This window comes from Amycolatopsis sp. NPDC114478 (genome assembly GCF_055633805.1).
This window is the reverse complement of sequence record NZ_JBVKDO010000004.1, coordinates 33,935-58,335: the sequence shown is the minus strand read 5'-3', so window position 1 is coordinate 58,335 and position 24,401 is coordinate 33,935. Positions and strand designations below refer to the sequence as shown.

The following is a 24,401-nucleotide window of genomic DNA, read 5'->3' as shown; positions in this document are numbered from 1 at the left end:
GGACCGCCGCCACCAGCACCTCGCGCACCACGCAGAAGCCCACCTCCTGCCGGTCGCTGCGCACCACAGCAGACCGAGGACCAGATGACCGAGCTTCAGCGCTACGACCCACCGAACCAGGTTTCCCAGCCACCGCAGGAACTTCCGCCCCCGACCACGCTGGACCAGTGGGTCCTCGTCGTGCGCGACGTGTCCCGCCTGGCGTCCCAGATCGCCGACACCCCGTTCGTGCCGGACGGGATGCGCGGCAACCCGGCCGCCGTCACCGCCGCGATCCTCACCGGCCGCGAAATGGGCCTCGGCCCGATGACCAGCCTCCAGCACATCCACGTCGTGAAGGGCAAGCCCGGCAAGTCCGCCGAGATCATGCGCGCGATGGTCCTCGCGGCCGGGCACCACATCCGCGACGTCGAGGTCACCGACACCCGCACGGTCCTCGAAGGCCGCCGCCGCGACGAAGAGACCTGGACCCGCGTGCAGTTCACCGCAGACCAGGCCAAGCGAGCACGCATCGACCTCGGCGGCTACCCCGAGGACAAGCTGTACGCGCGCGCCACCACGAGGCTGTGCCGCCGCAAGTTCGCCGACGTCGTGGGCGGCATCGCCCTGACCGTCGACGAGCTGGAAGACGGCGAAATCTCCGACACCCCCGGGGCCGCCCAGACCGGTTCACCAGCCCCCGGTCCGCCCGAGTCGGCCCCAGGCCCGAAACGCACCGCACAGCGCCGTACTGGGCCGAAAAAGGCCGCCCCCAAGGCCGCCCCCGCCACGGCCGAACCACCGCCGGCGGAAGCCTCAACCGATCCCGGCCCAGCCGCGCCGCCACCGTCGCTGCCCGGCGACGACGAGCACGACACCGACGCCGCCGACACCGAACCGGGTACGGCGGACACCGCAGAGCCAGCCACCGGCGACCAGCTGGAGAAGCTGCACGCTCAGCTCGGCGACCTCGACGTCTCCGACCGCGGCGACAAGCTCGCCACCGTCGGCCTGCTCGTACAACGGACGCTCACCTCATCCCTCGACCTGACGAAACTGGAGGCATCACAGGCGATCGACATCCTGGCCCGGGTCATCGACAGCGACGACCCGAAGGCGACGCTGGACGCGGTTCTCGGCGAACTGGGCTGACCCGCCATGCCGTGGTTCAAGGTGGACGACAAGTTTCACTCGCACAACAAGATTCGCAAGGTACTCGCGGATGAACCCGCCGCTCTGGCCCTGTGGGTAGTCGCTGGCTCGTGGTCGTCGGACAACACCACTGACGGTGTGATCCCAGACCACCAGCTCCCGTGGCTGTTCCCGGTGGGGGCAGACGAGCTGGCCCGGAAGCTGGTGGCCGCGCGTCTCTGGAGGCGAGTGCGCGGAGGCTACGAGTTCCACGAATGGCACGCCGACGCCGACGGAACGAAACGCAACCCCAGCCGCGAAGAAGTGGAGACCGAGCGGCGCAAGAAGGCCGAAGCCGGGCGTAAAGGTGGCCTGGCCAGCGGAAAGACCCGAAGCAACCAGCAAGCACGTGCTTCAGCATCAGCTTCAGCAGACGGTGAAGCACCCGCTAAAGGAGTCGTTGAACTCCCGACCCGACCCGACCGGGAGGTCTTACAGACCTCCCCGGGAGGGCGGGGCAGCGCGCGGGCGCGCGAGCCGCGCCGCACCCCGCCTTCCCCGTCGTGGCCGTCCACTCCAGCTCGCGCCTCCCCGCCGCCCGTCGCGCGGTGCGTCGAGCACGAGCACGACGACAACCCGCCCCGGTGCGGGGCGTGCGAACGCGCCCGCAAGGCCGCCGAGCAGGACGCCTACGAGACGCGCGTCGACGCCCGGCACGCCGAGCTGCGCGCCAAGACCGGCGACCGCCGCCGCGCGGTCGAGAACTGCGTGCTGTGCGACGAGGACGGCTACCAAGGCTCGGCGCTGTGCAACCACGACCCCGGTGCCGAAGCACGTGCTTCGCGCGGACGACGGCTCGTCGCCGAGGTCATGGGCTGGTCCAGCGACGAGAACGGCTCGCCGTGAACGCCGCTGACCTCGCGCCGTGGCGCGCACGGTGCCCGGCCTGCGGTGCGCCCGTGCTGTGGGCCGAGACCACCGCGGGCAAGGCGCTGCCGGTCAACCCGCAGCCCGCGCCTGAGCGCGGGAACGTCGCCCTGTCCGTCCACAGCGGACAGCTGCTCGCCGGGGTGCTGCGCCGCAACCAAGCCGCCGGTGCCCGCGACCACGGCCGCCCGCTCTACACCGCCCACGCCCCCGACTGCGTGCCGCCCCGGCACGGAAGGACACGACGATGACCACCGCCCACCCCGATCTGCCCTGCCCCCACGAGGGATTCGACGTCCTGGTCGCGGTCACCCGGCTCACCGCTCACGACGGCGGCCCCGTCACGGGGTTCTCGGCGTCCATCACGGCCGCCTGCGCCCAGTGCGGCGAGAAGTTCCGGTGGATCGGCGTCCCCGCCGGCCTCTTGCCGGACCGGCCGTGCTGCTCGGTTGACGAGACCGAGCTGCGTGCGCCGCTGCGCCCCGCCAGCTCCGACCCGGATTTCGGCCTGGGCGTCCCTGGATTCGCGATCCGGGCGGCACGGTGAATGGCCCGGAGCACTACGCCCGCGCCGAAGAGTGCTTCGCCGAATCCGACCGGTACGGCCCGTCCCACGAAGACGCCGGGCTCTGGCTCGACCTTGGCATCGGCCACGCCCTGCTCGCCATCGCCGCCGCATTGACTCCGCCGGCGGAACCCACCCCGGCCGAGAAGGCCGCCTTCACCGAATGGGGTCCAGCATGACCGTCATGCCCGCCGGGCACGGCCCCGTCGCCCCGCACCGCAACACCGAGCTGGACGACGAAATCGAGCAGATCCTGCGGACCCGCGTCGACGGGTTCGCCGCGCTGGAGCTGCGCAACCACATCTGCGATGCCATCGCCGCACGCGGCTTCGACGTCTACGCGCACCCGCTGCCGCACCACCGGAGCGTGCGGCCGTGACCGCCCTCGACCGGCAGACCCGCGCCGAGATCGGCCGCGCCAGCAACCGGCGCGGCAAGACCGCCGAACAGGCCGTGGCGCGCTGGCTGCGCGAGCACGGCTGGCCCGACGCGCAGCGCACCGTCCGAACCGGCTGGCGCGTCGGAGACAGCCAGTACCGCGACCGGGGTGACATCGACGGCACACCCCGGATCGCCTGGCAGGTCAAGACCTCGGCCGGGGACTTCACCGACAACCAGGTCGGCAAGGTGCTCGCCGCCACCGCGGACCAGGCCGTCGCCAGCGGCGCCGACTACGGCATCGCCGTCGAGCGCCGAGCTGGGAAGAGCGACCCCGGGCACTGGCATGCCTGGCTAACGGCGGGCGACCTGCACGGAATCATCGAGGCCGCGCGGGATCCCAAGGTTCTCGCCGTCGCCGAACCTCGCCTCGAGGTGCCTGTCCGGCTGCTGTTGTGCGACCTCGCGCCGCTGCTGCACGCCGCCGGATACGCGGGCCAGCCGTGACTCAGCTCGCCATCGGCTCGCGTCGCGCCCGCAGCTCCCGCGCCACCGCGTCCACCTCGGCCGGATCGAACTCCGGCAGCTCCACCGACAGCACGTCGGCGCGCCAGGCACGCAGAAGCTGCTCAAGGCGCAGCCGCGCCCGCTGGTTCCGCCGCAGGTCCACGGCGCTCACCTCCTCAACCTCTCCACAAAACCGTCGCGACACGCCGACTTCCCGTTACACCCCGCAGCCACCGCCGGGGACGTCCGTGACCAGCCACACAGGCCGATGACCAGGAGAAACACCATGCCTGATCTGCACCGCTGCTACCGCGGCCCCCGCTGCGCGCAGCGCGAACCCGATCCCGACTACCCGCAGATCACCCGGGGCGCGCCGATCAACGCCGCCGAGGGCCTGTGCGATGCCTGCACCCGCCACCTGCGCCAGGCCATCGCCGACATGCCCCGGGACTACCTGGACCTCGAAACCGCGCTCGCCGGGACTCGTGACGGTCTCCGCCAGCTCGTCTCCGGAACCCGGGAACTGCCGGTTCCGATTTCGCTGAGCATCGAAACCGTGCAAGCGGCGCTGCTGCACGAAGCCCAGTGCTGGGCCGAATCGGTGGCCGACGTCCTGCGCGTCGACTGGGACACCCAGGCCGCGCGCGACAGCCGGCCGGGGCCCGTCCTGGAACGGGCCGCGCGGCTGCTGGAGAACTCGATCAGCGTGCTGTTGGCCCTGCGCGGCGTCGTCCACACGGGCTGGATCCTCGACGAGTGGACCTGCTTCGACCGCGACGGGCTCGACGGCGCGGTGATCCTGCTCGATCTCAGCCACCGCGTCCGCGCCATCACCGGGCAACTGCGCCTGGTCCACAACCTGCCCGAGCCCTGCCCGCGCTGCGAACACCGCGCCCTGCAGCGCGCTGACGGCGACGACGTCATCCGGTGCGGGTCCTGTGGCCAGCGCTGCACCTGGGAGGAGTACGAGCAGTCCTGCACCCTGCTCGGCGCACGACGGGAGACGGTGGCGTGACCGACCTGTACGGACTGGCCGTGCACTGCCTCGCCGAGAACGCGCTACGTCGCTACGCCCAGGAGCACCAGGCCGACCACCTGACCTGGGCCGACTTCGCCGATGAGGCGCGCGAGGATCTGGCCGCAATGGCTGGTGAAGGGCTGCTCAACGTCTACCTGGCCCGCCAGATCCACGACCACCAGGCAGCATCGTGAAGCGGGCCGACCTGTGGCCGTGGCCCGGAGACAGCCCGCTCGACCGCGCCCGCCGAGTCGCCCGCACCTACCGCGAGGCCCTGTTGCGCGCTGACGCCGAGGCGTGCGCCGAGCTCGACGGCCGCTGCCGCGAGCTCGGTCAGGGGTGGGTCACACCGCGCCCGATGAACTTCGGACACGACGACCTGCTCACCATGGAGGAAGTCGCCGACCTGTGCGACGTCCAGCCCGACACCGTCCGCCAATGGCGCCGCCGTGGACTGCCCACAGTGGACACCGTGGACGGGCTTCGGTACCGGGTCGCCGATGTGCTGGCCTACCACGCCGAGCGCCGCCAGAACCGCGCCAGCTCGACTGAAAACCTTGATATGACAGGAAATTCGTGACAGGGCCGGGTGGCGCGGGCGGGCGTGACTGTACTACCGTGCACAGCAAGCACCTCTATGCCCAGAATCCGGGCGGGGTGCATGGGGACGCGGTACTCGAACGACACGGGCGAGGACCGCACGCAGTGGCGAGGGCTTCACCAGAAGCCCGGTACGCCGATCCGATCGACAGCCGAGGCCCTGCCCGTAGTTCGCCCACGGGCGGGCTGTGCAGCCCTTGCCGCTGACCAAGCCCAAGGACCACGGCCGTGCCCACCAGCTCGCCCCGCGTCTGCCCGACCTGCCGAGAGACCATCCCGCCCGGTCCCTGCCCGCACTGCCGGCGCGAGCAACGTCGCGACAGCGACCAGCGCCGGGGCACCGCCGCCCAGCGCGGCTACCGCCACGACTGGCAGCTCAACCGCGCCGAGTACCTGCGCGAGCACCGGCTATGTACGCTGTGTAGCCGACCAGCCACAGTGGCCGACCACTACCCGGAGACCCGCCGGTCTCTCGTGGACCGCGGAGTCGCCGACCCCGACGCCTGGCACCGGCTCCGGCCGCTGTGCAAGCCCTGTCACGATCGCCACACCGCGGCTACCGCTCCGGGAGGTTGGTACCGCCGCAGAAATACGGTGCATCGCGACTAGGCTGCCTTTGGTGGCGATAATGGGCTATATGACTTGTGGCGGCTTTCGTTCGAGCCTGCCGCTGGCGCGACGCAGCCAGTCGAGTTCACCATCGGAGAAGGTAGAAGCCATCCGAATTTCAGTTCGCAATTTTCTTTTAAGTCTTTCTATGCGATTAAGAGAGTGGCCGCCATTTAATCTCTCGTACTCTTCCAATGCTTGGTAATATCCAGGCATCGTGCGAGGCGTCTCGCCCGCCGTGGCCCACACTAGGGGGAAGTCGGCGCCGGTGGCTTTGGTGGCATACTCCGAGACGACTACTTCAAGCCATTCTGCAGCTAGGCGGTGGCGACTCGCTTTTTCGGTTGGCGGTATGGCGTTCAATTCGATTACCTGCACAAAGTCACGCAACAGAAATATGAGTTTAACGTTATAGAAAGGCAGTCCGCTTCCGTTGTGGAAATGCGGAGTAGGTGATGCGGTATTCTCGCCTTCAAGCCAGAACGCGAATTTCGATGCGCGCTCGCGTTGCCGCATCTCTTCTAGTCGATCTGCCTGCTCATGAAATTGTTGATCGGACTTTCTCCATCCTATATAGGCTATCGCAACGGCGACGACGGCAGCGACTACTGCTCCGACGCCTCCGACCCATTGACCCCATGCGGCCCACCAGTCGGCCTGCTTGTCCTGACTGACGCCCCAGACGATCACAATGCCGAGGCCCAGGGTGACGACGAGGGCGGTCGCGACCGCTAGTGCACGCATGGTCATAAGTCGCGGAGCGGGCGTGGACCGTTTCATTCGCAAGTCAACGGGCGGCGGCGCCAGCTCCGGCCGTTGCGCAAGGTGGAGCTGGGCTCGCCGTCGAGGAGAACGGCTTCACTGGTCCTGCTGACGTTCACGGCGGGCACGAAGCTGCGCCGCAGACGGCGGCAGGAACAGTGCCGAGTTCCAGTACGACGGCGCCAGGGGAGGGCCGGATTTGCCGAGGCGCATGCGCGGCCGTGGCGGAACCCAGCCGAACAGGTTCTCCTCGACCTCGACCAGGACCGCGTCATCGTCCTCGGCCTCGGTCACTAGTAGGCGCCAGCGGCCGTCTGGGCCATGGCTGGTGTGCCAGGCGCGCAGGAGCTGTCCTGCGTCGATCCTGTCCGGCGGACCGCCGAACGATTCGGACCGCGTACTCCACTTGCCGTCGAGCAGGGCCGAGATGTTCCACCGGAACGGCGGGCCGTCGCCTTGCGGCGGGCACCACCCCGGAGACGTCATCGAGACCATGACGTCAGTCGAACACATGAGCGATGTTCGCGCAAGGTTGACACTGTACGAGCCTGGGGTGGCCCGCCGACTGCGACGAAGCCCCCGCGACCTGGGAGTCAGGCGCTTCGAAGTGGTTTTCGCGGCCGCGACGATCAAGCGGCGTGGTACAGCTCCTGGTACGCCTCGCGCCCGTGCATCGTCGTCACCATGCACTAGGTCACCGACGCTAGGTTGCGACGCCACCAAGCTGCTCCAGCAAAGCGCGTGCCTCGCGCAGAACAAGGAGTAGCGTCAAAGCGCTGAGAGGGATCATGGAATGTGCGTCAACTATGTGAGCGAATCCGTCGTCTAAATCTCTCGTGAAATCCGCAAGGATACCCCAGGTCCACAGTCGTCCATGAGGTCCGCTCGAATTTATCCTCCACTGAAGTTCGAGCGGATATTCTAGAGGATAAACGGCCCGGCGAGCCATAAACTCCTCTACTGCACCGACGATCGCCGTCATGTTCGTACGCTGAGAATTGTCCGCCGCCGCGGAATTCATCTGATCCCGAGCCTGTCGAACGGCCTCTTCTTGGGGCGTGCCGTGCATTTTCCTTTCGAGTAGACCAAGGATGGCTCGGTAGTTCTTTGTCTCTTCGGCCAACTCGGCGCGTGCCCGCGCGCTTCGAACATCACGGTCCTCGCCGGATAGAATCCAAACTGCGCGACAGGCGCACTCCTGAATTGATCGCAGTATGCCAGCGCAGGTGTAGGGAGAAAGTGTCTTCCAGTCGAGGATCATTCGCCGGAGCGAGTAGAGGTTATCTCCAGCGACCAGAAACCAATGCAGGACAAAAACGGCGACCAGGTCGCCTAGCTCGGAGTCGTCCGCCAGAGGCTTCAAAGACTCCATCCAGCTCTCGTATTCATCGATCGATTCCACGACTAGCGACAGGTAACTCTCCGCGTCGAAGTCCTGTGTGTCCACCGGTAGATGATACCTCGGGGCGCTACCGGTTTAGCTTGTTGCTGGAAGCCTCCATCGGGGCCGTCGGCGGGTCACTGTGCGACTGCTTCCTACCCCGTGCGAGTGAGCTCCGCGTGACGCGCTGCGGCCGGCAGCAAGGAGCCTTTCGGGTGATAAGGCGCCAAGCACAGTGTTGAGCTACTCGTCCACGTGCTTCCGTAGTTCCTCGGCGAGAGACTCTTTTGCCTGCAAAGCCTTGCGTCTTGACGCCTTGATCTTCGCGAGGGCGTCGCTCACGTCGCCCTTGTAGGTACTTGTCACTGCGCCCCAGCCGTCCCAGAGAACCCCCCACAGGTCTGCGACTTCGCGAATATTCGCCTCTGCCTGTTCGTAGATACCCTTTGGTGAAACGAGTTCTAGAACCGCGACCTTCTCTGTAAGGTCTTGGTAGGCAAGGTCAACTTCGTGCTCACTGCTGGTAATTTTCTCTAGGTTATCTGCGCCACGAGCCCGATTGGTGATTGCTGTATGCATCCGCGTGACCGCATGTTCTAGTCGGCTCATGGCGGCCAGGAAATCTGAGTATGCGCGCAACCTTCGATCTCGTAGATCTTTCTTCCGTTCGCGTTCCCAACGCAGGTCCTCGCGGTGTTGCTCGCGTTCCCATCTCCGATCGTCGCGGCGCGCCGCGATCCACTGGCCACCCCATGCCCCGGCGAGAGCGGCTACGGCACTGATCGCACTAACCCAGACATTCACGGTGGCCAGGATATCGGGAAGCGCGGGTAAGGGGGGCGAAATCACCAGGACGACACGGCACCCAGACCGCGCCGGTGGTGTCGCGCGTGAAAACCCGCATTTCGCCAACTCGGTGCTGACAGCCCAGGAGGAGCGCGCTGTGCTCGACGACCGAACGCTCCGCTCCCGCCGGTTCCACCTCCAGCGAGATGATGACGTGAGCCGCGTCTCCGGGACCGGCCGCGTTGCCGAGGGCTGCCTGTGGCCCGACGGCAGCGCGAACGTGCACTGGTCCGGCGAGCACCGGTCCAACGTCTTCTGGCCGTCCATCGAGTCCGCCGAAGCGATCCACGGCCACGGCGGCGCGACACGAATCGTCTGGGACGACTGACTTTTCAGCTCTGCAAGCCATTCCGTCAACTCTGCGAGAACGGGAGGCGCTTGTGTACGAGCTGCGGGTCCCCGCGAACTACTCGTTCGGCCAGCTGACTAACCCGGCGGCCATTTCGGACACCACGATGGTGTCGACGGACTTCGCGGCTCTCCAATCGGGACTGAGCGCCAGCCTCTACATCCCGATCACGCTTCAGGACCCGGCGAACAAGAACTTCGAGATCGTGTGGGCTACTGCGCACACCGGTGCGTCGAACACCATCACGGTTGTGCGCGGGCGCGAAGGATCGACCGCGCGCGCGTGGCCCGCGTCGACGCTATGGGCCTGCGCGCCGACGCTGCGGGATTCGGTGCTGCCGGTCGCGAACGCGGCCGCACTACCAGCCGATCCGCACGTCGGCCTGCGGGCGCTTCAGCTGGACTCGCAGGTCGCCGTCCAGTGGGCGTACCCCGGCGGATGGGAACTGGAGGCCCGTCGGGGCATCCTTGGCCTGGTCAAACGCAACGCTGCGGACTCCGTGACGAACGGCGTTGATTCTCTCTTCGAGACGCTGACCATCGCGGGCATGAAGGCCACGCGGTACTACAAGGCCGTGTGGACGTTCAACACAAACGCCAGCGGAGCCGTCAACCCGCCCAACGGTTCGGCGAACATCCGGCTGAGCGCCGTCGGTGCAGCCGTGACGGCGTCCGACACGTCCATCCGGTCCGTCGGCATCATCAACCAGAGCACGACAAGCCCCGGTGTCGTTGTCGAAGCGATCTTCTCCGTCCCGACCGACGGCACGTACCAGCTGGGCGGCTCTGCCAATTCCGGTGGCACGTCAACCACGCTGAACATCCTCGCCTCCGGCGCGGCTGGCGAAGCCAACGCGGCGAACAAGCGCGCGTTCTGGGTCGAGGACATGGGCCTGAAATAGAAGAAGCCCCCACAAGTATGTGAGGGCTTTTGGGACGAGCAGGGCTACTGCTCGACCGGGGCGTGTTCCGCCTGGCCGAACACCATGTCGTCCAGGTCGTCGAGGCTGTCGGCGGTGTTGCGCAGCTCATCGGCAAACTCGGCGATGCCCCGGAGATCACCGGTCCGCTGCGCGTACTGGAGGCGCTGAAGAGTCTTGCCTACCTCGTAGATCAAGGTAGCGAGCAAGACGTCCTGCATCAGCCTGTCCGCGGATTTCACGTCAGCACCGTATCCCTTCGTCAGAGTTCAAGCAGGTCAAGACCAGGTGCAGCGGTTGCCTGGCGCTTGCACGCGGCAACGATGGTGCGCAGCGCAGGTAGCTCGTCGTCGCGGTAGCGCGGTGAGCGCGCGAACTCGCTGGCCACCTCCTCCAACAGGAGCCGAGTGACCGGCACGGCCGCGTTGCCGCCGTCCGGCAGGGTGAGGGCGGTCCGGGCGCGCACGCGGGCGCATAGCGCGATCTCGTCGGCTAGCGCCCGCTTGCCCTCGCCGGGGCGACCGCTCACCGCACGACCGCACGCGCGAACGCCTGCGCTGCCAGTCGCTGGGCCGCCGCCACGGTGTCGGCCTTCCCGGTTTCGATGATGCGGTCCTCCGGGAAGCACTCGCTGACCCTCCACGTGCACGGGCCGTCGCCGATGACCTCGGCGTAGTAGAGCTCGGCGGTTCCGTCGTAGTCGGCCGAGAACGTCCACACCGGACGGCCGTCTTCCTCGGGGACGTCCTCGACCCACTCGCCGGGCACCTCGTCGGCAGTCTGCATCGCGTCGTTGACCTCCTGCGCCTCAACCTGCATAGCGGCAAGCGCCGTCTTACGGCACTTCTTGCAGAATCCCTTGACCTGACCGGACTCGGCGAGCGCGGTGGCCTTCTTCACGGCCTCGGCGAGGTCGGTGGTCGTCAGCGCGTACACCCAGAACGTCTGGTTCTTCGACAGCGCCGGGCACGCGGTCAACGCGTAGTCGAGGCTGTCGAGCCCTCCCCGGACCTGCTCGTCGAGGCCCTGGATGTGCACGGCGCCACGGGCGTAAACAACGTTGTAGGTACGAGTGCTGGTTTCAGTGATCATCGGTTTGCCTTCCGTTGTGACCTGTCCGGGTCTGTTTCGTTGGTGATCTCAGGATCAGCTCTGCGGGCGCGGTCAGACCAGTGATCTTCGGTTCCGATCGTGTTCCGTGGACCACAACGCTGAACGCGGAAATCGCTGGCACACAAAGTGAAGACCCCACGCTTGCGCGCGGGGTCTTCACAAACGATTTCTCACTCGCCGACCACGAGGTCGGCCAGCTCGGTCAGGCCGCCGAGGGCTTCCCGCAGATCGTCTGCGGCCTCGGGAATGCCGTCCAGGTTGCCAGTGCGACGCGCTTCGGCCAGCTGACGGGCAACTTTGCCGACCTCGTGGATCGAGGAGTCGAGCATGGTGGCATGCCGGGCGCCTTCTTCGGCGCCAAGGGCGGGACCGGCGCCGAAATTGCGGCGCCACTGCGCGATCGACCCGTTCAGCTCGGAGTTCGTGTTCGACATGGCAATTTCCTCCCGTGGTGGGTTGCGGCGGGGGCCGGGGCGGCTCAGTCGTGGTTGCGTGAGCGCACGCCCCGGCCCGGCCCCTGGTGGCCCGAAGGCCACCAGGTCACTTGTCGGCCTTGGCCTTGCCGCCGGTGGGCTCGGCCTTCACCTTGCCCTTGAAGTAGATGACGACCATGCCGTCCGCCTGCACCTCGTGGCTGAGGTTCACGCCCAGGCCGTTGCGTGCGGCTGCCCGCCGAACGGCGGCCTTGACGGCGTCGATGGTCTTCGGGTCGTTGGCGATCGGGTCGAGCGCGAATGCCTTCTGCTCGGTGAAGCTGCGCTGAACGAGTTGCGTGAGCGCGTTCTGCTTGCCACCCCGGGGCGTCGCGGGCATGACGTCGACCTCCTTCGCGCCCGCCGCGAGCTTGTCGAACAGGTCACCGTTGCCGCGCTTGGGCTTCTTGCCCTCAGCCGGAGTAGCGGTAGCCGTGGTCTCGGGGGTCTTCACGTCGGTCGCCTTCGGCTCGGCCGGGGGCGTCGCCTTCGCGCCCGTCGGCTTCGTGGCGGCCGGGGTCTTGCGCGCGGTGGTGGCGTTGGTGGCCATGGTGTTTCTCCCTGTGGTGAGTGGTGGTGGGCCGGTGTGCCCGCCGTTGACACAACCTTCGACTCGACCGCGCGAGCAAGACAAGCGAAGTCGCCCCCCGGATCACTGAGCCATTCGAGCGTTCACAGACAGGAGTCCGATGATCCCGATCCCGTGCCCGAACGCCGGCGGATGCCGATGAGTGACCGCTACGTCGAGTACATGCCCATCGAGGACATCCAAGCCGCGACCCGCAATCCGAAGGAACACGACACCGCCGGCATCTCCCGATCCATCGGCCACTTTGGACTCGCCGAGCTGCCGCTGGTCGACGAGCGCACCGGTCGCCTGGTTGCCGGACACGGCCGCTACCTTCAGCTGCGCGCGTGGGCCGAGGAAGGCCGCGCCGCACCCGAAGGCGTGCAGGTCGACGACGACGGCCGATGGCTCATGCCCGTCATCCGAGGATGGGCGTCGCGGTCGGACGACGACGCCGAGGCGTACCTGATCGCCTCGAACCAGCTCACCGTCAAAGGCGGCTGGGACGACCGGATGCTCGCCGAAGTCCTGCACGACCTCGGCGAAGCCCAGATGCTCGACCTGACCGGCTACGAAGCCGACGACCTCGCCGCGCTGGAAGACGCGCTCACCGCCGAAGACGACGACGGCGAGCCCGGCGAAGGGGACCCGCCGGACAAGGGTGAAGCCCTGCGGCTGGCCGGGCTGACCGTCGGCGAACCGGCCTTCGACACCGCCACCGGGCAGGTCTGGACGCTCGGGCGGCACAGCCTGGTTGTGGCCGACGTCCACACTGGCTGGCCACTATGGACGCCACTGCTGGGCGAGGGGGACCTGCTGTGGCCGTACCCGACGATGCTCGCGCCGTTCGCGCAGAAGGCCGAGGAGCACCGCGTGGTCATGGTGCAGCCGCTGCCGTATCTGGCCGGGTGGCTGCTGACGAAGTGGAAGCGGATCACCGGACAAGACCCGGTGCTGTCCACTCCGGTCGACGCGGGGAGGGCGGCATGACGACGATCTGGAAGTACGCGCTGGAGATCGCCGACCGGCAGACCCTGCGGATGCCTGCGGGCGCGCGGCTGCTGACCGCGCAGCTCCAGCACGGGCACCTGACCCTATGGGCCGAGGTCGACCCGGCCGCCGATCCGGAAGACCGGACCGTCGCGATCGTCGGCACCGGCAACCCGATGCCCACCGGCGAGGCCGACTACGTGGCCACCGCACAGGCGTGGATCGGGCACCTGGTCTGGCACGTGTTCGAGGTGCGACCGTGACCGCCGGCTCCGGCATCATCGCGACCGGCGGCGGCGCGTTCGACCGCAGCGACACCCCGATCTACTTCGCAGCCGGGGAATCCTCGGCCTACCCGCGTCACCTGCTGCTCGCGGTCAACGACTTGTACCATCGCAGCCAGGAACTGCGGATGGTGCGCCTGCTCGACGAAGGCCACATGATCCTGCTGGACTCCGGCATCTTTAACCTGACCAACGAGCACAAGCGCGCCACCGGCTGCTCGATGGATGAGGCCCTGGCCCTGCCGCCGGACGAGATCACCGGGTTCGACCGGCTCTTCGACCGGTACGTCGAACTGGCCACAAAGTACGAAGACCGCCTCTGGGGCTACATCGAACTCGACCAGGGCGGCCGGGAGAACAAGATCCGCACCCGCGCCCGGCTGCACGACCTCGGCCTGAACCCGATCCCGGTCTACCACCCGTTCAACGACGGCTGGGACTACTTCGACGACCTCGCCGCCGGGTACGACCGGCTGTGCTTCGGCAACGTCGTGCAGGCCAACCACCCCACCCGGGTCCGGTTGCTGCACACGATGTGGGAACGCCGCCGGCAGTACCCGCACCTGTGGGTCCACGTCCTCGGCCTGTCCGCCTGCGAGTGGTGCCTGCCCTGCCCGCCGGACTCCTGCGACTCCAGCTCGTGGCTGAACAGCCTGCGCTACCCGGCCGTGCGGACCGAGTCCGCCGCGCTGCGGCGCCTCGGCGAGCTGGGGCACCGGTTCCTCTACAGCGAGACCGCCAACCGCGATGTCGCCTGCCAGATGCACGCCGACGCCATGACCCACACCCTCGCGGTCTGGCGCGCACTCCAGGACCGGCACGCCGACTTCGGCGAGATCCCGCACCCGCCCCGCGACGACCGTGAAGGCGAGCTGATGCCCTCGTGACCACCACCGTGTGGACCACCGTCACCCTGCCCGGCTTCCACCACTGGCCCGCTGCGACCGGGCGCCGGTCCTATCTGGCCGACCGGCACCGCCACCTCTTCCGCATCACCGCACACGTCGCCGTCGCCCACGACGACCGGTATGTGGAGTTCCATGACCTCCAGGACATCGTCCGCGCCTGGTGGGGCACGGGGCCGCGCGAGTGCGGCTCGGCCAGCTGCGAAGACCTCGCCCGCGACCTGTGGATCGTCCTGGAGGAGGGCTACCAGCTGGAGCCCACCCAGGTCGACGTGTCCGAGGACGGCGAGTCCGGCGCGACCGTGACGGGGGTGTCCTGAATGGCCAGCACTGTCACGATCAGCCACAACTTCGAGACCGCGCACCGGCTGCCGCACCTGCCCGGCAAGTGCACGTCCCTGCACGGGCATTCCTGGTGGGCCGGAATCACTGTCACCGCGCCCAACATCGACGAGACCGGCGTGGTCGTGGAGTTCGGCCCGCTGAAGAAGGCCCTGCGAGGCTGGATCGACGAGCATTTCGACCATGGCGTTCTGCTCGGCCCGGAGGATCCGCTCGTCCCGCTGCTGCGTGAGCACGGTTGCAAGGTGACCGAGGTCGCTGGGTGGCCGACCGTGGAGAACGTGGCCGCCCACCTTGCCGACGTGGCGGCCGGTCTGCTGGCCGAGCTCGAGCACGTACCCGGAGCCCAGGTCACCGCGGTCGAGGTGCGCGAGACCCACGTCAACCGGGCCGGGTGGTCCGCGTGACCGCGACCGCGACCGCCCCCGCCACATCGGACACCCTGGTGGCCTCCGAAGTCTTCGGGCCGACCGCGCAGGGTGAAGGCCCATCCGCCGGCCACCGGGCAAGCTTCATCCGGCTCGGCGGCTGCAACCTCGCTTGCGGCTGGTGCGACACCGCCTACACCTGGGACAGCACGCGGTTCGACCTGCGCGCCGAGCTGTCGCGCAAGCCGGTCGGCGAGATCGTCGACCGCGCACTCGCCGGTGATCCCGCGCTCGTCGTGATCTCCGGCGGCGAACCGCTGCTGCACCAGCACCAGCCCGGATGGACACGGCTGCTGCGGGACCTCCGGCGAGCCGGAGTGGACATCGAGATCGAGACCAACGGCACCGTCACACCTACGGCCGCGACCCTGGAACCGGACCTCGCAGTCCGGTTCAACGTCTCGCCGAAGCTCGCGCACTCCGGCGACCCGTACGAACGCCGCATTCAGCCCGACGCCCTGGCCGCGCTGGACCGCTGCGGCCGCACGATCTTCAAGTTCGTGTGCGCGACCCCGGCCGATGTGGACGAAGCCGCCGAGCTGGTCACCCGTCACGAGCTGGTCCGGCCCGTGTGGATCTCCCCGGAGGGAACCAGCGTCGAGACCATCGCCCAACACACCAAGCTCATCGCCGACCGCGTGATCGAGCACGGCTTCAACCTCGGCACCCGCGTACACGTGCTGGCCTGGGGAAACGAGAGGGGCCGATGAGCACCGACCTGACCGCCGGCATCCGCGCGTGGCTGACCGAACGCGGCCTGGACCCGGACGAGCCGAACCTGCGTGACACCCCCGCACGGGTGGCCCGCACCTGGGCCGAGCTAACCGTCGGCTACGACCAGGACCCGGCTGACGTCCTGGAGCGCACGTTCCCGGTCGACCGGTCCGACGGCGTGATCGCCGTGACCGGCGTGCCGTTCACCTCGATGTGCGCCCACCACCTCATGCCCTTCACTGGCACCGCGACGATCGCGTACCTGCCGGTCGCCGGGGCGCCGGTGGCCGGGTTGTCGAAGCTTCCCCGGCTGCTCGACGTCTTCGCCCACCGGCTCCAGGCCCAGGAACAGCTGACCCACCAGGTCACCGAAGCCCTCGACGCCCACCTCAAGACCGAGGGCTCGGCGTGCATCGTGCGGGCCGAGCACGGCTGCATGACCCAGCGCGGCATCCGCAAGCCCGGCGCGGCGATGGTCACCACCGCCGTGACCGGCCGTTTCGCCACCGATCCCGAGCTGCGGGCGCAGCTGTGGGACCTGCACCGGGGAGGCTGATCCACATGGGCCGACGCGGCGTCCCGCCCAAACCCACCGCCCTGCGGATCATCGAAGGCGACCGCCACACCGAGCGCTACAACCACCACGAGCCCATCCCGCGCGCCGGGCGTCCGGAGTGTCCGGACGATGTGGCCGACGCGGTGCGGGAGGTCTGGGACTACACCGTCGGCGAGCTGGCCGCGATGGGCATCGCGCACGCCTGCGACCGCGACACCCTGCTCTGCTACTGCGAAGCCGTCGTCGCCCACCGCCGTGCCTCGGCGCTCGTGGCGAAGACCGGCGTCCTGCAGAAGGGCCTTCACGGCGGCTTCGTGCGGAACCCCGCCTTGGTCATCCAGCGCGACTCCGCCCACGTGATCAGGGCATTCGCGCAGGAGTTCGGATTGACCCCGTCGGCGCGGACCCGGATCGAGCAGAGGGACGGGGCCGGCCGTGGCGACGAAGGCAACCCGTTCGCAGGCACCGGCTAAGCGTCCGCCGAGCCGGGCGACGCTCGCCCGGCTGCACATCTCACCCGAGGTCGGCTGGTACCTGCACTCCCGGGGTATCCCGCTGCCGGACTGCCCGCCCGCGATCAAGACCCCCGAAGGCGGCGCGCGGCGCGGCGCGCGGTTCGACCCGGGCCGGGTGGACCGCGTGCTCGACGTCTTCGCCCGGCTCCGGCACACGCAAGGCAAGTGGGCTGGACAGCCGCTGCGCCCGGACCCCTGGCAGGTGGCCTACATCCTGGCACCGGTCTTCGGGTGGGTGTACCGCAACGAGGACGGCGACTGGGTCCGCGTCTCGCGCCGCGTGTACGTCGACGTACCTCGCAAGAACGGCAAGACGACGTTGTCCGGCGGGTTCGCCACCTACCTCACGTGCGCCGACCACGAGCAGGGCGCGCAGGTCTACGCCGTCGCGTCCGGGCGGGATCAGGCGCGGTACTGCTTCGATCCGGTCCGGCAGCTCGCGCAGAAGAGCCCAGCGCTCGCCCCGTACGTGAAGGCGCTCGCGCAGCGGATCATCCACCAGCCCAGCGGCTCCTACTTCGCCGTCGTGTCCAAGCTGGCCGACGTGCTACACGGCGCCAACGTCTACGGCGCCATCATCGACGAACTGCACGTCCACAAGACCCCCGACCTAGTCGAGGCCGTGGAGACCGGCACCGGCTCGCGGTCTCAGCCGCTGGTGTTCACCATCACCACCGCAGACGACGGCCGGTCCGAGACGATCTACGCCCGCCGCCGCCACTACGTCGAGCAGATCGCCCGAGGCGCGCTCCGGGACACCTCGATGTACGGGGTGATCTGGGCAGCCGACTCCGAGGACGACCCGTTCATCGAAGCCACGTGGAAGAAGGCGAACCCGGGTTTTGGCGTGTCGCCGTCGCGGGCGTACCTCGAGAACGCCGCCAACGAGGCACGCAACTCGCCGGCCGACCTGGCGAAGTTCCTGCGCCTGCACTTGGGCATCCGGACCCGGCAGCAGACCCGCTACCTGGAACTGGACGCCTGGGACCGCAACGCGTCCATCGTGGACGAACGCGCACTGGCCGGGCGCATCGCCTACGGCGGGCTCGACCTCGCTTCCACCAGCGACTTGTGTGCGCTGTGCTGGTGCTTTCCCGACGGTGAGGGCGGGCACGACCTGCTGTGGCGGCTGTGGTGCCCGGAAGGCGCGCTCGAAGCCATCGACCGGCGCACCGCCGGGCAGGCCCGGGTGTGGGCCGACCGCGGCCTGCTGGTCGCCACGCCCGGCGACGTCGCCGACTACGACTACATCCGCACACAGATCAACCTCGACCGCGAGCGCTTCGCCGTCCGAGAGATCGCCTACGACCCGTGGAACTCCAGCCAGCTCGTGTCTGACCTGCTCGGCGACGGCGCGCCGCTGGTGAAGATGCGCCAGGGCTTCGGGTCGATGTCCGCGCCGACCAAGGAGTTTCAACGGCTCGCCCTGGAGGGCACTGCCGAGGTTCCCCGGCTGCGCCACGGCGGCAACCCGGCGATCCGCTGGCAGGTCGACAACCTCGCCGTCGAGATGGACGCCGCCGGAAACGTCAAGCCCAGCAAGCGAAACTCCGGCGACAAGATTGACGGCGTCGTCGCCATGATCATGGCTCTCGACCGCGCCGTGCACTACACCCCGCCCCGCCGCTCGGTCTACGACGACGGCGACCTCGAAATCGTGTGAACGGGGGCGAGGTCATTGGAACTGGCCATCTTCACCCTCGCGGTCATCCTGCTGACGGTGTCGCTGCTGTGGCACGCGTTCGAGGAAATCCGGGGCCGGAGGCTGGCCACCCGGCGGCGCGTCGTGGTGTCGCTCGTGGACGACCAGGCCGTCACCGGCATCCTGTGGCGCCGCCATCGCCGCCTGCTGGTCCTCCGGTCCGCCTCGCTGGTCCAGCCCGGCCGCGAGGCGGTCGCCATGGACGGCGACGTCGTGATCGAGCGCGACCGGATCAACTGGGTCCAGATCGTGGGGTCCGGCTGATGCCCTTCGTGATCTCCCAAGGCGTCCTGGAAGCGGTGCACCAGTACCAGACCGCCACCATCGCCACCGGCGGAGCGGTTGTCCTCGGCGATGGGCTCGCGCAGGACTACGCGACGATCTGGCGGACTCAGCCGCAGGTGCGGACCGTTGTCTCTTTCCTGGCGCGCAATATCGCCCAGCTCGGCATCCACGTGTACCGACGGCTGTCCGATGTGGACCGGGAGCGGCTGGCCGACCACCCCCTGATGACGCTGCTGTCCCGGCCGAACCCGTTCACCACCCGCTACCGACTCATCGAGGCACTGGTGTCGGACCTGGCGATCTACGACAACGCGATCCTCGCCAAGACCGGCACGGCGGTCCCGGCGCTGGTCCGGCTCGATCCGCGCTACGTCACGCCGATCTCCTCGAACCAGTTCACGGTGGAGACCTACCGGTACCGGGGCACCACCGGCTACCGCGACATCCCGGCCGCGCAGGTCGTGCACTTCCGGGGCTACAACCCCGAGGACAACCGGTGGGGCTGCTCGCCGATGGAGACGCTGCGGCGCATCCTGGCCGAGGAGTACCAGGCCAGCCAGTACCGCGAACAGCTCTGGCGCAACGGCGCCCGGCTCATGGGCTACCTCAAACGCCCCGTGGACGCCCCGGAGTGGGGCAGCAGTGCCCGCGAACGGTTCCGCCGCTCGTGGCAGGAGCAGTACACCGGCACCGGCGGGCGGGCCGGCGGGACCCCGATCCTCGAAGACGGCATGGACTTCATCCCGGCATCAGTGACGCCGGAGGCTGCGCAGTACATCGAGGCACGCAAGCTCACCCGCGAAGAAGTCGCCTCCGCGTTCCACATTCCGCTGCCCATGGTGGGAATCCTGGATCACGCGACCTACAGCAACATTACCGAGCAGCACAAAAACCTGTACCAGGACACCCTCGGCCCCTGGCTGACCATGATCACCGAGGAGCTGCACCTGCAGCTCGTCCCGGACTTCCCGGACGCGACGGACGTCTACCTCGAATTCAACCTCGCCGAGAAGCTGCGCGGGTCCTTCGAGGAACAGGCCGCCCAGCTCCAGACCGCGACCGGTGCGCCGTGGATGACCCGCAACGAGGCCCGCGCCCGCGTGAACCTGCCCCAGATCGAGGGCGGCGACGAGCTGGTCACCCCGCTGAATGTCCTGACCGGCGGCCAAGCCTCGCCGACCGACACCACTCCCGAGCCGAAGACCGTGCTCGCCACCGCCACGAGACTCCTGGAGGGCGTCACGCGATGAGGAAGAAGACGTGCCCGGTCTGGATCAAGGCCGCGGGCGAACAGGACGGCACCGAAGACGGGGTGTTCGAGGCCATCGTGGCCGCGTACAACGTGGACTCGGTCGGCGACAAGATCGTCCCCGGCGCGTTCGCTGACACCCTCGCCGAGTGGAAAGCCTCCGGCGACCCGATTCCCGTGCTGTGGTCGCACATGTCGCACGACCCCGAGTACCACATCGGTTACGTCGAAGACGCCGAGGAACGCGACGAGGGCCTGTGGGTCCGTGCCCGCATCGACCTCGACGAGCCGAAGGCCAGCAAGGTCTACAAGCTCCTCAAGGGCCGACGGGTCCGGCAGTTCTCCTTCGCCTACGACATTCAAGAGGGCGGCTGGATCGAGAAGACCGACGACGAGGACGGCAGCGACGGCTACTACGAGCTGCGCAAGCTCAAGATCTACGAGGTCGGCCCGACGCTGATCGGCGCCAACCAGGACACCGAGCTGCTGACCGTGAAGAACCCGCCCGCCGACACACCGCCCCGCCCGGCGCCCAAAACCGGGACTGCGGCCGGGACCTCGGTGAAGGCGGGCCGCACCCTCTCGGCGAAGAACGAGACGGCGCTGCGCGATGCCCTGGCGAAGATCGCCGAGGGCACCGACGCCATCGAGACCGTGCTGTCCAGCCTGGACAGTGGCGACGAGGACAAGTCCGCCGGCCCCGCGAGCACGCCGCCCGCGCCGCTGTCCGAAGCCAAGTCCACGGCCGCCAGCACCGCCCTGCTGCGGGCGTCGCTGGCCCTGCTGGACGCCGAGTCGCAACCGCTCACCGCCTGACCTATCCGATCTGCCTGACGTACCACGGCCACGCCCCGGCCCCGCCACGCGTTCGCCTCCCCGGCGAGTGCGCGCGCCCGGCAAGGGAACCGCCCCTCTTCGTCTGCGCACGCGCACGAACTGAGGAACCCCCTTGAGCGACAAGATCGCCCAGCTCGCTGACGAGCTGCGCAAGCACCTGAACGACGCGAAGAACATCGCGGCCAAGGCCGACGACGAGAACCGCGACTTCACCGACGACGAACGCGCCGCCGTCACCGCCGCCATGGCCAAGGCCCAGGACGCGAAGAAGGCACTCGACGCTGCCAAGGCCGACGGTGCCGTCCGCGACGCGATCAAGGATCTCGGCGACGCTGTCGGCCTCGTCGACGCCGAGGCCGAGAAGAAGAACCGCCAGGAACAGGCTGGCCGCGACGGCTACAAGGCCGGCACTCGCGCCAGCATCGGCGAAACCTTCATCACCTCCGAGCAGTACAAGGACCTGCTCGCCTCCGCCCCGAACGGCATGTTCGCCAAGGACATGCGGGTCCAGTCCCGCCCCGTCGGGTACAAGGACCTGGTCACCGGGCTCTCACCCACCTCGGGCGGCGCGTTCCGCACCGAGGACTACCGCGGCCTGCTGGTCGGGCCGGACCGCTTCTTCCGCCCGCTGACCTTGCGCCAGCTCGTCACCGGCGGCACCACCACCTCCGACCAGATCGAGTACGCCCGCGTCACCGGCTGGAACAACGCCGCCAAGCCAGTCCCGGAGGCCGTCACGGCCGCCGCCGTGGGCTCCGGCGACCCGGCCGTCACCCTCGCCCAGGCCGGAGTGAAGCCGGAGTCCGGGTTCTCCACGGTCCGGGTCACCACCCCGGTCCGGACCATCGCGCACTGGATCCCGGTCACCAAGCGAGCCTTGAGCGACGCCGCGCAGGTCCGCACGCTGATCGACAACTTCCTCGAGGTCGGCCTGGAAGAGGAGCTTGAGGACCAGATGATCGCCGGTACCGGCACCGGCGAGGACTTCGAGGGCCTGGCCAATGTGTCCGGTACCCAGACTCAGGCCGCCGTTCCGGACCCGGCTGGGAAGCCCGCGGGGTTCGGCCGGCTGCTGGCGGTCCGCCGCGCCAAGACGAAGGTCCGCGTGGTCGGGCGGTCTGTGGCCAACGGCGTTGTCATCCACCCGAACGACCTGGAAGCCCTGGACGAGATCAGCGACAACCAGGGCCGATTCTACTTCGGCGGCCCTTCCGGCGCGAACGGCACCGCACCCCTGTGGGGCCTGCCGGTCATCGAGTCTGAGGCGGCCACCCCGGGAACCGCGTGGGTCGGCGACTTCCGCAAGGCCATCCTGTGGGACCGCGAGCAGTCCTCCTTGACGGTCACCGACTCGCACGCGGATTTCTTCGTGCGAAACCTGGTGGCGATCCTCGCGGAGATGCGCGCCGCGTTCGGTGTCATCCAGCCGTCCGCGTTCTGCAAGGTCACCCTCGTCTGATGCGTGGCGACGTCGGCTGTCCCGTCTGCGGAAGCTCCGACTTCTCCTGCGGGATGGCCACGTCCACCACCGGCGTCGACGAACGAATCGAGGAGGCCCCCGCCATGGCGGAAGTGCGCGAGTACCGCGTGACCGTGAACGGTCACCAGACGATCATGAACCTGTCCGCAGCGGACGCCGAGCGCCTCGGCGGTGTGCCTGTCGAGCCCGAGCAGAAGCGCGTGGATGCACACACGAAGGTCCGCACCGCTCGGAACAAGAGTGGCGCGCAATCAGAGTCGGGGCCTCAGGCGAAGTAGATCGCGCGGTCCTCGAACGGTAGAAGGTCGCCCTCGTTCATGGCTCCCACCTCGATTCTCAGTTCCCACATGAGGTGATTCGCAATTAACACGGCCTCGTCTGTTCGAAAATCATGGTGCTTGATGCCGTCAAGCTCCGCCACGAGGGCTTCGAGCAGGGCGCGGACCGCGTTACCGCTGAGAACCTGTGATTTGAGGGATAAGTGTTGCAGTGATCCCGCCAGTGTGTCGATGCCCGGCGACAAGCGATCCGACGGAGGCAATTTCGGATTAGACGGACGTGCTTGTCGGCAATTCGTGACCGAAATAGCGGTCATGGCTGCGTCGAGTGCCGGTACCAAATCAAGGTAGAAATCAACTCGCCGGTTATATAGTTCCTTCTCTTGTTCCAGGGTTTTCGAATGTGTCAACTCGACCCGCAGACGCTTCGAGGTCAACAGCCCGGCCAGCCACGAAGCGGCCATCGAAAAAACACCGGCGACGAGCGCGGTCACCAGTACGAACCACCACGGCGCAGAAGTCATGCACGATCCTAGCGAGTCGAGGGGGAGCGCGATGCCCCTTCCGCCGTTGGCTGACCCGGCCGCGCTCGCCCGGTGGGCAGGCCGCGACGCGACCGACCCGGCCGTGACCGACGCGCTCGCGTCAGCCTCGGCCCGGTTCCGCGGCGCGGTTCGGCACCCCGTGTCGCTTGTGGCCGATGACGAAATCTGGCTCGACGGGCACGGCGGCACCGTGCTGTTCCTCCCGGCCGCGCCAGTGCTCGCCGTGACCACGGTCGAGATCCACGGGCAGTCCGTCACCGACTTCACCTGGTCCCGCCTGGGCGTCCTGCGCCGCCGGACCTGCTGGCCAGACGAACTGGACGCCGTCCGCGTCGTCTACACCCATGGGCACGATCCGATTCCCGACGACGTCGCCGACGCCGTCCTTACAGAGGCTCGCTACCTGCTGACCGTCCAGCCGGGCGTGTCCGCGATGACCGTCGGCGGCGAGTCGGTCACCTACGCCACCCCGGACGCCGAGATGCCGCTGTCCTGGACGACGGCGGTCGAGGCGCACCGGCTCAACCACGGAGACCAGACGTGATCTTCGGCGACACGGTCACCCTCGTCCGGCCCCAGGTCACCCAGGACCGCTACGGCTCCGACACCCTGGACTACGCCGCCGGAACCCGCACCGTCGTGGCCGGGGTGTGCGTGCAGCCGCGCTCGTCCACGGAGGCCACCGGCGACGCCCGGGACATGGTCACCACCGGGTGGCGGATCTACACCCCGGCCGGAATGGACCTCGACCTGGAGCCCACCGACCGCGTGGAGTGGGCCGGCAGGACCTGCGAAGTCATCGGGGAAGTCGCCCGCTGGCCGCACCCGATCCGATCCGGCGCTGTCCACCACTGCGAAGTCGACATCCAGAAAGTGAGCGGCTGATGCCCCGCCTCCAGCTCTCCGACCGCGACTGGCGCCGCATCGTGCAGCTCCCGTCGGTCCGCAGGCGCCTGCGGCTGGTCGCCGACCAGATCGCCGCGCGCACCCGCGCCAACCTCACCGCCGCCGAATCCGACGCCACCGTCACCGTCGAAGAAGGTGTCCGGCCGAAGGGCCGCGCCTACGCCCGTGTCGTCCACACGGACCCCTACGGCGAGTACGGCACCGAGAACGTTCCCCGGCACCGCGCCCTTGGCCGCGCCGCCGGCAGCAGCAAGTAGAGG

The 24,401-nt window shown here is 68.4% G+C and carries 40 protein-coding genes; 29 read left to right on the top strand and 11 right to left on the bottom strand.

What is annotated here, in order from left to right; all coding sequences use genetic code 11:
• The first annotated feature begins 84 nt into the window (after window positions 1-84).
• From ACZ7OH_RS12830 to ACZ7OH_RS12800, 7 genes are all read left to right on the top strand, one after another.
• Window positions 85-1,131 carry a hypothetical protein gene (locus ACZ7OH_RS12830; RefSeq protein WP_470280966.1) on the top strand — a complete coding sequence of 349 codons (1,047 nt, stop codon included), beginning with the start codon at window positions 85-87 and terminating at the stop codon, window positions 1,129-1,131.
• Window positions 1,132-1,269: 138 nt separating this feature from the next.
• Entirely contained in the window at window positions 1,270-2,016 is a 747-nt protein-coding gene (locus tag ACZ7OH_RS12825) for a hypothetical protein (protein WP_470280965.1), read from the top strand.
• Window positions 2,013-2,288, top strand: coding sequence for a hypothetical protein (locus ACZ7OH_RS12820; RefSeq protein ID WP_470280964.1), 276 nt, complete (start codon window positions 2,013-2,015; stop codon window positions 2,286-2,288). Before ACZ7OH_RS12825 ends, ACZ7OH_RS12820 begins: the two co-directional genes overlap by 4 nt.
• A complete protein-coding gene (locus tag ACZ7OH_RS12815) occupies window positions 2,285-2,584 on the top strand; it encodes a hypothetical protein (protein ID WP_470280963.1) in 300 nt (99 codons plus the stop codon). Before ACZ7OH_RS12820 ends, ACZ7OH_RS12815 begins: the two co-directional genes overlap by 4 nt.
• A complete protein-coding gene (locus tag ACZ7OH_RS12810; protein ID WP_470280962.1) occupies window positions 2,581-2,781 on the top strand; it encodes a hypothetical protein in 201 nt (66 codons plus the stop codon). Before ACZ7OH_RS12815 ends, ACZ7OH_RS12810 begins: the two co-directional genes overlap by 4 nt.
• On the top strand, window positions 2,778-2,981 hold the full coding sequence (locus ACZ7OH_RS12805; RefSeq protein ID WP_470280961.1) for a hypothetical protein: 204 nt from the start codon (window positions 2,778-2,780) through the stop codon (window positions 2,979-2,981). The genes ACZ7OH_RS12810 and ACZ7OH_RS12805 overlap by 4 nt, the downstream gene beginning before the upstream one ends.
• Window positions 2,978-3,487, top strand: coding sequence for a hypothetical protein (locus ACZ7OH_RS12800; RefSeq protein ID WP_470280960.1), 510 nt, complete (start codon window positions 2,978-2,980; stop codon window positions 3,485-3,487). The genes ACZ7OH_RS12805 and ACZ7OH_RS12800 overlap by 4 nt, the downstream gene beginning before the upstream one ends.
• Window position 3,488: 1 nt before the next feature.
• On the opposite strand, the gene ACZ7OH_RS12795 is transcribed toward ACZ7OH_RS12800, so the two are convergent.
• Window positions 3,489-3,659, bottom strand: coding sequence for a hypothetical protein (locus tag ACZ7OH_RS12795; RefSeq protein ID WP_470280959.1), 171 nt, complete (start codon window positions 3,657-3,659; stop codon window positions 3,489-3,491).
• Between the two features lie 114 nt (window positions 3,660-3,773).
• Between ACZ7OH_RS12795 and ACZ7OH_RS12790 the strand changes: the two genes are divergently transcribed.
• The 3 genes from ACZ7OH_RS12790 to ACZ7OH_RS12780 are packed head-to-tail and all read left to right on the top strand — an operon-like array spanning window position 3,774 to window position 5,085.
• The gene (locus ACZ7OH_RS12790) at window positions 3,774-4,502 is read left to right on the top strand and encodes a hypothetical protein (RefSeq protein ID WP_470280958.1); all 729 of its coding nucleotides are present in this window, start codon (window positions 3,774-3,776) and stop codon (window positions 4,500-4,502) included.
• Window positions 4,499-4,699 carry a hypothetical protein gene (locus ACZ7OH_RS12785; protein WP_470280957.1) on the top strand — a complete coding sequence of 67 codons (201 nt, stop codon included), beginning with the start codon at window positions 4,499-4,501 and terminating at the stop codon, window positions 4,697-4,699. Before ACZ7OH_RS12790 ends, ACZ7OH_RS12785 begins: the two co-directional genes overlap by 4 nt.
• Window positions 4,696-5,085, top strand: coding sequence for a helix-turn-helix domain-containing protein (locus ACZ7OH_RS12780; protein WP_470280956.1), 390 nt, complete (start codon window positions 4,696-4,698; stop codon window positions 5,083-5,085). Before ACZ7OH_RS12785 ends, ACZ7OH_RS12780 begins: the two co-directional genes overlap by 4 nt.
• 653 nt (window positions 5,086-5,738) lie before the next feature.
• Here the strand turns inward: ACZ7OH_RS12780 and ACZ7OH_RS12775 are convergent.
• From ACZ7OH_RS12775 to ACZ7OH_RS12760, 4 genes are all read right to left on the bottom strand, one after another.
• Window positions 5,739-6,458 carry a hypothetical protein gene (locus ACZ7OH_RS12775; RefSeq protein ID WP_470280955.1) on the bottom strand — a complete coding sequence of 240 codons (720 nt, stop codon included), beginning with the start codon at window positions 6,456-6,458 and terminating at the stop codon, window positions 5,739-5,741.
• A 114-nt stretch (window positions 6,459-6,572) separates the two neighbouring features.
• Window positions 6,573-6,971 (bottom strand): hypothetical protein, encoded by a 399-nt coding sequence (locus ACZ7OH_RS12770; protein ID WP_470280954.1) that lies wholly within the window; start codon window positions 6,969-6,971, stop codon window positions 6,573-6,575.
• 208 nt (window positions 6,972-7,179) lie between these two features.
• The gene (locus ACZ7OH_RS12765) at window positions 7,180-7,923 is read right to left on the bottom strand and encodes a hypothetical protein (RefSeq protein WP_470280953.1); all 744 of its coding nucleotides are present in this window, start codon (window positions 7,921-7,923) and stop codon (window positions 7,180-7,182) included.
• A gap of 177 nt (window positions 7,924-8,100) precedes the next feature.
• Window positions 8,101-8,661 (bottom strand): hypothetical protein, encoded by a 561-nt coding sequence (locus tag ACZ7OH_RS12760; protein ID WP_470280952.1) that lies wholly within the window; start codon window positions 8,659-8,661, stop codon window positions 8,101-8,103.
• Window positions 8,662-8,800: 139 nt separating this feature from the next.
• Between ACZ7OH_RS12760 and ACZ7OH_RS12755 the strand changes: the two genes are divergently transcribed.
• Window positions 8,801-9,031, top strand: a complete 231-nt coding sequence (locus ACZ7OH_RS12755) for a hypothetical protein (protein WP_470280951.1) — start codon at window positions 8,801-8,803, stop codon at window positions 9,029-9,031.
• Between the two features lie 52 nt (window positions 9,032-9,083).
• Window positions 9,084-9,953: a hypothetical protein gene (locus ACZ7OH_RS12750; protein WP_470280950.1), complete on the top strand. Its 870-nt coding sequence runs from the start codon at window positions 9,084-9,086 to the stop codon at window positions 9,951-9,953.
• Between the two features lie 44 nt (window positions 9,954-9,997).
• Here ACZ7OH_RS12750 and ACZ7OH_RS12745 read toward each other — a convergent pair whose 3' ends face one another.
• The 5 genes from ACZ7OH_RS12745 to ACZ7OH_RS12725 form a co-directional block, all read right to left on the bottom strand.
• Window positions 9,998-10,213 (bottom strand): hypothetical protein, encoded by a 216-nt coding sequence (locus tag ACZ7OH_RS12745; protein WP_470280949.1) that lies wholly within the window; start codon window positions 10,211-10,213, stop codon window positions 9,998-10,000.
• Between the two features lie 20 nt (window positions 10,214-10,233).
• Complete coding sequence (locus ACZ7OH_RS12740) at window positions 10,234-10,500, bottom strand: hypothetical protein (protein ID WP_470280948.1); 267 nt, start codon at window positions 10,498-10,500, stop codon at window positions 10,234-10,236.
• Window positions 10,497-11,063 (bottom strand): hypothetical protein, encoded by a 567-nt coding sequence (locus ACZ7OH_RS12735; protein WP_470280947.1) that lies wholly within the window; start codon window positions 11,061-11,063, stop codon window positions 10,497-10,499. Before ACZ7OH_RS12735 ends, ACZ7OH_RS12740 begins: the two co-directional genes overlap by 4 nt.
• A 191-nt stretch (window positions 11,064-11,254) precedes the next feature.
• On the bottom strand, window positions 11,255-11,518 hold the full coding sequence (locus ACZ7OH_RS12730; RefSeq protein WP_470280946.1) for a hypothetical protein: 264 nt from the start codon (window positions 11,516-11,518) through the stop codon (window positions 11,255-11,257).
• Window positions 11,519-11,624: 106 nt separating this feature from the next.
• Complete coding sequence (locus tag ACZ7OH_RS12725) at window positions 11,625-12,107, bottom strand: hypothetical protein (protein WP_470280945.1); 483 nt, start codon at window positions 12,105-12,107, stop codon at window positions 11,625-11,627.
• A 177-nt stretch (window positions 12,108-12,284) separates the two neighbouring features.
• On the opposite strand from ACZ7OH_RS12725, the gene ACZ7OH_RS12720 reads away from it, so the two are divergent.
• From ACZ7OH_RS12720 to ACZ7OH_RS12655, 14 genes are all read left to right on the top strand, one after another.
• Window positions 12,285-13,115, top strand: a complete 831-nt coding sequence (locus tag ACZ7OH_RS12720) for a ParB N-terminal domain-containing protein (protein ID WP_470280944.1) — start codon at window positions 12,285-12,287, stop codon at window positions 13,113-13,115.
• Window positions 13,112-13,378 carry a DUF7352 domain-containing protein gene (locus ACZ7OH_RS12715; protein ID WP_470280943.1) on the top strand — a complete coding sequence of 89 codons (267 nt, stop codon included), beginning with the start codon at window positions 13,112-13,114 and terminating at the stop codon, window positions 13,376-13,378. Before ACZ7OH_RS12720 ends, ACZ7OH_RS12715 begins: the two co-directional genes overlap by 4 nt.
• Window positions 13,375-14,286: a hypothetical protein gene (locus ACZ7OH_RS12710; protein ID WP_470280942.1), complete on the top strand. Its 912-nt coding sequence runs from the start codon at window positions 13,375-13,377 to the stop codon at window positions 14,284-14,286. Before ACZ7OH_RS12715 ends, ACZ7OH_RS12710 begins: the two co-directional genes overlap by 4 nt.
• Window positions 14,283-14,624 carry a hypothetical protein gene (locus tag ACZ7OH_RS12705; RefSeq protein WP_470280941.1) on the top strand — a complete coding sequence of 114 codons (342 nt, stop codon included), beginning with the start codon at window positions 14,283-14,285 and terminating at the stop codon, window positions 14,622-14,624. The genes ACZ7OH_RS12710 and ACZ7OH_RS12705 overlap by 4 nt, the downstream gene beginning before the upstream one ends.
• Window positions 14,625-15,053, top strand: a complete 429-nt coding sequence (locus tag ACZ7OH_RS12700) for a 6-pyruvoyl trahydropterin synthase family protein (protein WP_470280940.1) — start codon at window positions 14,625-14,627, stop codon at window positions 15,051-15,053. It abuts the gene before it with no gap.
• Complete coding sequence (locus tag ACZ7OH_RS12695) at window positions 15,050-15,784, top strand: 7-carboxy-7-deazaguanine synthase QueE (RefSeq protein ID WP_470280939.1); 735 nt, start codon at window positions 15,050-15,052, stop codon at window positions 15,782-15,784. Before ACZ7OH_RS12700 ends, ACZ7OH_RS12695 begins: the two co-directional genes overlap by 4 nt.
• A complete protein-coding gene (gene folE, locus ACZ7OH_RS12690) occupies window positions 15,781-16,344 on the top strand; it encodes a GTP cyclohydrolase I (protein ID WP_470280938.1) in 564 nt (187 codons plus the stop codon). Before ACZ7OH_RS12695 ends, folE begins: the two co-directional genes overlap by 4 nt.
• A 5-nt stretch (window positions 16,345-16,349) precedes the next feature.
• Window positions 16,350-16,817 (top strand): phage terminase small subunit P27 family, encoded by a 468-nt coding sequence (locus ACZ7OH_RS12685; protein ID WP_103344073.1) that lies wholly within the window; start codon window positions 16,350-16,352, stop codon window positions 16,815-16,817.
• On the top strand, window positions 16,780-18,522 hold the full coding sequence (locus ACZ7OH_RS12680; RefSeq protein WP_470280937.1) for a terminase large subunit: 1,743 nt from the start codon (window positions 16,780-16,782) through the stop codon (window positions 18,520-18,522). The genes ACZ7OH_RS12685 and ACZ7OH_RS12680 overlap by 38 nt, the downstream gene beginning before the upstream one ends.
• Before the next feature lie 15 nt (window positions 18,523-18,537).
• Window positions 18,538-18,825, top strand: a complete 288-nt coding sequence (locus tag ACZ7OH_RS12675; RefSeq protein ID WP_470280936.1) for a hypothetical protein — start codon at window positions 18,538-18,540, stop codon at window positions 18,823-18,825.
• Window positions 18,825-20,096, top strand: a complete 1,272-nt coding sequence (locus ACZ7OH_RS12670; protein ID WP_470280935.1) for a phage portal protein — start codon at window positions 18,825-18,827, stop codon at window positions 20,094-20,096. Before ACZ7OH_RS12675 ends, ACZ7OH_RS12670 begins: the two co-directional genes overlap by 1 nt.
• Window positions 20,093-20,911 carry an HK97 family phage prohead protease gene (locus ACZ7OH_RS12665; protein WP_470280934.1) on the top strand — a complete coding sequence of 273 codons (819 nt, stop codon included), beginning with the start codon at window positions 20,093-20,095 and terminating at the stop codon, window positions 20,909-20,911. The genes ACZ7OH_RS12670 and ACZ7OH_RS12665 overlap by 4 nt, the downstream gene beginning before the upstream one ends.
• A gap of 133 nt (window positions 20,912-21,044) precedes the next feature.
• Window positions 21,045-22,391 (top strand): phage major capsid protein, encoded by a 1,347-nt coding sequence (locus ACZ7OH_RS12660; protein ID WP_470280933.1) that lies wholly within the window; start codon window positions 21,045-21,047, stop codon window positions 22,389-22,391.
• Window positions 22,391-22,690, top strand: a complete 300-nt coding sequence (locus tag ACZ7OH_RS12655) for a hypothetical protein (protein ID WP_470280932.1) — start codon at window positions 22,391-22,393, stop codon at window positions 22,688-22,690. Before ACZ7OH_RS12660 ends, ACZ7OH_RS12655 begins: the two co-directional genes overlap by 1 nt.
• Here the strand turns inward: ACZ7OH_RS12655 and ACZ7OH_RS12650 are convergent.
• Entirely contained in the window at window positions 22,678-23,214 is a 537-nt protein-coding gene (locus tag ACZ7OH_RS12650; RefSeq protein WP_470280931.1) for a hypothetical protein, read from the bottom strand. The genes ACZ7OH_RS12655 and ACZ7OH_RS12650 overlap by 13 nt on opposite strands.
• 31 nt (window positions 23,215-23,245) lie before the next feature.
• Between ACZ7OH_RS12650 and ACZ7OH_RS12645 the strand changes: the two genes are divergently transcribed.
• From ACZ7OH_RS12645 to ACZ7OH_RS12635, 3 genes are read left to right on the top strand one after another with little or no spacing between them, the layout of a single operon-like run.
• Window positions 23,246-23,779, top strand: coding sequence for a hypothetical protein (locus ACZ7OH_RS12645; RefSeq protein ID WP_470280930.1), 534 nt, complete (start codon window positions 23,246-23,248; stop codon window positions 23,777-23,779).
• A complete protein-coding gene (locus ACZ7OH_RS12640) occupies window positions 23,776-24,120 on the top strand; it encodes a head-tail adaptor protein (RefSeq protein WP_470280929.1) in 345 nt (114 codons plus the stop codon). Before ACZ7OH_RS12645 ends, ACZ7OH_RS12640 begins: the two co-directional genes overlap by 4 nt.
• Window positions 24,120-24,398, top strand: a complete 279-nt coding sequence (locus ACZ7OH_RS12635) for a hypothetical protein (RefSeq protein WP_470280928.1) — start codon at window positions 24,120-24,122, stop codon at window positions 24,396-24,398. The genes ACZ7OH_RS12640 and ACZ7OH_RS12635 overlap by 1 nt, the downstream gene beginning before the upstream one ends.
• Window positions 24,399-24,401 lie beyond the last annotated feature (3 nt).